The organism is Aequorivita antarctica (assembly GCF_007997155.1).
GTDB lineage: Bacteria > Bacteroidota > Bacteroidia > Flavobacteriales > Flavobacteriaceae > Aequorivita > Aequorivita antarctica.
Genome location: NZ_VORT01000024.1, coordinates 1 through 6,820 on the forward strand (window position 1 = coordinate 1; position 6,820 = coordinate 6,820).

General features: G+C 56.1%; 1 protein-coding gene. It reads left to right on the plus strand.

The features are described from left to right. The first annotated feature begins 132 nt into the window (after nt 1-132). Nucleotides 133-6,813: a T9SS type B sorting domain-containing protein gene (locus tag ESU54_RS17410; protein WP_211362161.1), complete on the plus strand. Its 6,681-nt coding sequence runs from the start codon at nt 133-135 to the stop codon at nt 6,811-6,813. Nucleotides 6,814-6,820: the final 7 nt, after the last annotated feature.

Here is a 6,820-nt window from a genome sequence, read left to right on the forward strand (position 1 = left end):
GGCGGGGTCCACATCATAGTTCCCCCTTCCCCCCAGACGATCTACGCTCGGATCGAGGACAATACGGGCAGTTGTTTTGACCTGACTGATTTCAAGATCTATTTCAGCCGTGCGATCGCTGGCATCGTTCCGGTGAGTGCGAGCTTTTGCGACACTGACGGCAATGGCGGTGAGTTCGTGGACCTTCCGGCCCAGTTCAACGCGGCGGTCCTTGACGGGCAGCCCTCCTCTGATTACAATATAACCTACCACCTTAGCCAGGCCGATGCGGACGGTGGCCTGAGCCCGCTCCCGGTTCCCTATTTTGTCAACGCGCCCAGCGAGACCATCTATATAAGGCTCGAGAACAGGGACATTGACCCCAATGGTGCCCCTTGCGCGGACACCACCCGGAACGTTGTCATAACGATAGATACGCCGCCAACCATCAATACCGCCCCGCCCAACCTTATTATGTGCGACGACAACAATGACGGTTTCGCGACCTTTGACCTTGGTCTCCAGACCCCTGTCATCACCCTTGGCGACCTTACCCTGACGGTATCGTACCACGGAACGCTTACCGATGCGCAGAACAACGCCCTGCCGTTGCCCAACCTTTACATTAACGATAGAAGATACCTGGACTTTCCAAATGTCGACCCCCTTGACCCCAATTATGGGACCGGCGGGGTATGGGCACGTGTCGCCAGCACCACCAGCAGCTGTACCGCCATCGTTCCCTTTGCGCTGGAAGTCCGTTTCTCTCCCGTTGGCACGACCCCTGCCGAGCCGCTCAGAAAATGTGACGACGCCGTTGCGGACGGGTTTACCTTTTTCGACCTTACCGTTGTGGCCGCCGAAGTGCTCGGCACCTTGGATCCGCTTGGCTTTGACCTTTATTATTATGAGAACTTCAACCAGGCCGTAACCGCTGGTGACCTGGCGATGACCGCCCCTGATTTTTCACAGGCGATCCCGGACCCCACCAACTTTTTGAACAACAGCAATCCCCAGACCATCTATATCCTGATCGTGAGCAATTCCGGCGGGACCATACCGCCCAACCCGAACAGTGCCGAGGGCTGCTACGATATTGTAGAACTGGAATTGATCGTGGACCCGAGACCGGCCGATCTTGGTCCCTTTGAGCTGATGCTCTGTGACGACGAGCTCCAGGGCAGTACCCTGGACGATGAGATCTCCACTTTCGACCTTACCAGCCTAAACCCGGATGTGACCAACAATGACCCCAGCCTAACGGTTGTGTGGTTTTTGAGCTATGCCGACGAGACCGCTGATATTCCCATTCCAAACCCAACTACGTTCCAGAATACCGCTACCCCGCAAACAGTGATCGGTAGGGTAACCTCGGAATTTGGCTGCAATACCCTGGTCACCCTTACGTTGACCGTACTCCCGAACCCGAACCCGAACACGGCACCGACCCCGTTGGAGCTCTGTGACGATGACGATGACGGCCTGGTCGGCGGTTGGGACCTTACCCTGGCGGATGCCGACATCATCGATGGCGAGGCCGATGTGTCCGTACTGTACTATGATACTTTTGCAAAAGCGGAAGCGGGACTTCCCGCAACGGAGATCACCATGCCCTATACCAACACGGTGCCCTTTGTCCAGATAGTCTATGCGCGTGTCGAAAAGACCGTTCCACCGGCCACCGTTGGCTGTTTCACTATTGTGGAGCTGGAACTTCACGTAATTGCATTGCCCGACAAGCCCCAGATGCCACCCTTTGCAGACCCCTTCATCGGGTGCGACGAGAGCGGCAGTGGCACGGCCATCTTTAACCTGACCCTTCAGGATGACGGTGTGCTCGGGGACCAGTTGCCCGTGAACTTTTTGCCCATCACCTACTATGAGCTGCAGGCCGATGCCGAGGCCGGTATCCCCGGAACGGAGATCCTCAACCCCACCACCTACATAAGCGCCGGTGCGCCGCAGATTATCTGGGTACGCCTTGAGAGCCTGATAACCGGTTGTGCCCGGGTAACCCCCTTTGCGCTTGAGGTCGAGCTTTTCCCCACCATCGGGGTAGGGAACGACCTGACCCTTTGCGACGACCTTGTGAACGGCAGTACCGCGGACGACGGTCTTTCCACCTTTGACCTTACCGTGAACACCCCCCTGATCACCTTAGGGGACCCCACCCTGGAAATATTCTATTATGCCAGGGCCATAGACCAGGTGAACAACAACCCGATCCCCACTCCTTCGGCCTACCAAAATATCATCAGCCCCCAGCAGCAGATCTTCGTGACTGTCTATAGCCAGAACGGCTGCAGGGCCACCAATTCCTTTTGGATCATTGTGGAGCCCACGCCCGAGGCCTTTTCACCGGGCAGTATGATCGCGTGCGATTCCGACAACGATGGGTTCGCCCTGTTCGATCTGGCCACGCAGGATGCCTTCATCACCGCCGGTGACGCCAACCTTACGGTAAGCTACCATAGGACCCTTATAGATGCCGAGAACAATGTGCTCCCGATCACGGTCCCCTACGAGAACGACCAGATATACCTTGACCTTCCGATTACCGACCCGGCAGATCCCGCTTATGGCACTGGCGGTGTATGGGCACGCGTGGAGACCACTTTGAACAGTTGCCACAGGACCCTATCGTTCGCCCTTGAGGTGCACACCTCGCCGGTGGCCACCGAGCCAGCGCCCCTGCGGAAATGTGACGATGCCGTGGCCGATGGCTTTACGATCTTTGACCTGACGGAAGTAGAGGCAGAAGTCCTTGGCAGCCTTGACCCGGCCGGCTTTGATCTTTATTATTACGAAAACCTTGCCGATGCCCAATTGGCCGGGGACCTTGCCCTTATCGCGCCGGACTATTCGGCGGCCATTGGCAACCCTGGCGCCTATACCAACACCAGCAACCCGCAGGACATCTATATCTTGGTAGTGGGCAACGCTGCCAGCAGCATCCCGCCGAACCCCAATGGGGCGGAGGGCTGTTATGACATCGTTACCCTGACCCTTATCGTTGACCCGATCCCGGCCAACAACGGGCCGTTCGAGATGGCCCTATGTGATGACGAACTGCAGGGCAGCGCCCCGGACGATGGAATATCGACCTTTGACCTTACCACCCAGGACATTTTGGTTACCGGGGGCGACCCCAACCTAACGGTACAATGGTATGCGACCCCTGCGGACGAAGCAGCGGACAACCCCATTGTTGACCCGACGATGTACCAGAACATAGCCACGCCACAGACGGTGATAGGAAGGGTGACCTCGGAATTTGGATGTTCCAACCGGGTCACGCTTACACTGACCGTCCTTCCCAACCCGAGCCCGAAGATGGATCCGGAGCCGATCGTGCTTTGTGACGATGACGATGACGGCATCGTGGCCGACTTTGACCTTACGACCCGCGATGTTGAGATACTGGACGGCGAGACCAACGTGACCATCCTGTACTATGAAACTTTACAGGAAGCGATTGCCGCTACTCCCGGAACAGAGCTGCCCAGCCCTTATACCAATATAGTGCCCTACAGCCAGATCGTGTATGCAAGGGTAACGAACGATGTGCCCCCGGAACTTCTTCCCTGCTACACCATTGTGGAGCTGGAACTGATCGTGGTGCCATTGCCCGATGCGCCCGATGCCACCCTGCAAGATCCGTTGATAGCCTGCGACGATGACGGCGATGGACAGGCTATTTTTGACCTTACGGTCCAGAACGCCGCGGTTTATGGTGTGCAGGACCCTGTAGATTTTGAGCCGATAACCTACCACACGAGCCAGCTCGATGCCGATACCGGCACCAACGCCATCAATCCTGCGGATGCCTTCCCGAGCGGTGGGCAGACCATCTGGGTACGCTTGGAAAGCCTGGATACGGGCTGTGCGAGAGTCTCGTTCTTTGAGATCGAGGTAGGCGAATATCCCGGAACCGGATTGGCGAACGACCTTGTGCTCTGCGATGACGAGCTCAACGGCAGTACCAATGACGATGGCATCTCCACCTTCAATTTGACATTGAACACACCGATCCTGACCGGTGGCGATCCGACCCTAGCGGTCTTTTATTACGCCAGCCAGACTGACCGGGACAGCGACATCCGTATCGTAAACCCTGGTACCTACCAGAACGTTGTGGTTCCCCAACAGGAAATATTCGTTACCGTAGTGGGCCAGAACACCTGTAGGGCGCTGCTGAGCTTCCTTATCACCGTAAGCCCGAACCCAACGCCCGTAGCGCCAACACCATTGTTTGCCTGCGATGTGGACAACAACGGCTTTACGTTCTTCGATCTGGATAGCAAGACCGCGGAGATCCGCGGCGGTGACCCGACCCTGATCATTACCTATCACGAGAACCTACTGGACGCCACCACGGGCAACTTCCCGCTGGCCAGTCCGTATGAAAATATATTTGCCTACAACCAAACAATATACGTGCGTGCGGCATACAGTGCGCCACCTTCGGGCACGGGCTGTTATACTATTGTGACCTTGGAGCTTATCGTGAACCTTACCCCGATAGTTCCGAATGACCTTCCGGACTTGGTGGCCTGTGACGACAGCGGCTTTGCGGAATTTGATCTTACCGTACAGGAAGATTTAATTTTCGGCAGCCAGTCACCGGCGGACTATACCCTTACGTACCACCTGAACCAGGCCGATGCCATTGCGGGTATTAACGCTATCGCACAGCCCGAGGCCTATACCAATACGAGCAGCCCACAGACCATCTGGGTGCGCTTGGACGACAACGCTACGGAATGTTATAAAGTGGGCAGCTTCGATCTTGTTGTGAACAACGGCCTTCCTATCACTGATCCGACCCCGTTGGAGCAGTGCGATGATCTGGGCGAGGAGAACGACGGCATTACCGCCTTTGACCTTACCCAGAAGAACATCGAGATAACCAATGGAGTGCTCAGCCAGGGCGTTTCCTACTTCCTTACCGAGCAGGATGCCCAGGACAACACCAACCGTATCGATCCGGAGACCGCCTACATCAACCAGGATGCCAACGGCAACCCGATCAACCCACAGGTGCTGTACGTACGGGTAGAGGACAGCAACAGTGCCTGCCTATCGTTCACCACCCTGACCATCAGGGTGATCGGCAACCCGAACCCGGTGAACCCTGAGCCGATCGAGCTCTGCGATGACAATGTGATCGTACCTCCCGGGCCCGATGACGAAACAGAGATTTTTGATCTTACTATCCGTGAGGCACAGATACTCAACGGCAACAACTGGACAATTGGCTACTTTAGAAGTTATGACGATGCCGTTAACCTCAACGATGAAATAGTTGCGCCAGAGGTTACCGCATACCAGAACATCAGCAACCCACAGATCATCTATGTGCGCACCACCAGTCCGACCTCGCTCTGTTTTGAGATCGTGGAGCTGGAGCTGATCGTGAACCCGTTGCCGGACGACACCGCGGTGGTAACACCCTATATTCTGTGCGCGCCGGATGACAGTGAAGTGGGTACCTTCAACCTGGAAACAAAAGTAGCTGAGATTTTGGGCGGACAGCCACAGCCACCGTTCGAGGTAAGTTTTTACATCGATATGGCCGATGCCGAGGCTGGCACCAACGCCATCGTGAATACCACCACCTACCAGAACAGGGACGTGAACAACAACCCGGTGAACCCACAGCTCCTCTATACGGGCATATTGAACACCGAGACCGGTTGTTACATCGGGGGAATGCAGACCCTTGAGCTCATTGTTCAGAAGGGCGCCATTGCAGTAGCACCGGCTGAGCCATTTATTATTTGCGACAACGCACCGCCCAGCGATGGCTTTGCCGAGTTCGATCTGGACGATGTGACCAACCAGCAGGTATCCGACCTCCGCGCCGAGATACTGGCCGGGCAGGATCCGTTGGTCTATGCCATCACCTTCCACGAGACCCTGGAGGAAGCGGAGCTGGGTACCAACCCGATCGCCTTCCCGTACACAAACATCATCAACCCACAGCGCATCTACGTTCGGGTGACCAATACTGACAACCTGTACGAGCCCCAATGTTATGCCGTGGTGGATATGGTGCTGAAAGTGGAGCAGTTGGAGGATATACTTCTTAATGGCGACTACCGTCTTTGTGTGGACGAGAACGGCAACCCGATACCTTCGGAAGAGGGGGGCGCGTCGCCACCGACCATCGACACGGGTCTTGACCCGGCGTTGTATACCTTCCAGTGGGATCTGGACGGGGTGATCCTCGTTGGGGAGACCGGCCCTTCAATCATTGCGCTGCAGGGCGGGGTCTATACGGTGACCTATACCGAGCTTGCCTCGGGCTGTGCGAACAGCGTGAGCGCCACGGTGATTGTCTCCTCGCCACCGTTTACCTATGAGGCCAACCTGCTGAACGGCGCCTTTGCGGGCAACCATGTTATTGAGGTCATTGCCACGGGCAACGGTACCTACCAGTACCAGCTGGACAACGGCCCGTTCCAGGACAGCAACATCTTTGAGAATGTTGAACCGGGCAACCACACGATCACCATTAAGGACCTCTATGGTTGCGGCAGCGTGACCTTTGATGTTGGCGTTATCGATTATCCACCGTACTTTACGCCCAACAGCGACGGTTACCACGACACCTGGAACATCATCGGTATTGCAGCGGGCGACCCCACGGCGAAAATCTATATCTTTGACCGCTTCGGCAAGCTGCTCAAGCAACTGAGCCCGCTGGGCACTGGATGGGACGGTACCTATAACGGCAGACCGCTGCCCTCGAGCGACTACTGGTTCCGGGTGGAATACACCGAGGACGGAAACGCAAAGGAATTTAAAGGACATTTTACCTTAAAACGATAAATAGAAA